The organism is Flavobacterium odoriferum (assembly GCF_025499515.1).
GTDB lineage: Bacteria > Bacteroidota > Bacteroidia > Flavobacteriales > Flavobacteriaceae > Flavobacterium > Flavobacterium odoriferum.
The window spans coordinates 1-352 of sequence record NZ_JAMKFA010000071.1 but is presented as its reverse complement, the minus strand read 5'-3'; the positions used below and the strand labels follow the sequence as shown (position 1 = coordinate 352).

The window sequence follows — 352 nt, the reverse complement described above, 5'->3', positions numbered from 1 at the left end:
TACAATATCATTTAGTGGAACCGCTAATGCTACAGTAACTTATACAGTAGATTCAGGTGCACCACAAACCATAGTGTTAGATGCTGCAGGAAACGCTACCTTAACTACACCAATATTAACAGCTCCATCAACGTATGCTTTGGTAAGTGTTGCAAGTATGAGTGTTCCAGTTTGTACATCAACAGTTTCAGGCAATGCAGTTATCAGTATCCAAGCGTTACCAACTGCAACCATTGCAGCGAACACAATTTGTTCTGGACAAACAGGAACGTTGACCTTTACAGGTACACCAGGTGCATTAGTTACCTTCTTTGATGGTACATCGAATCAAACAGTTACGTTAGATGCCTCA

At 40.9% G+C, this 352-nt stretch carries 1 protein-coding gene; it reads left to right on the top strand.

All coding sequences use genetic code 11. The features are described 5' to 3' along the window. The coding region (locus tag M9Q43_RS14145) for a hypothetical protein (RefSeq protein WP_262319507.1) at window positions 1–352 on the top strand (352 nt) is incomplete at both ends.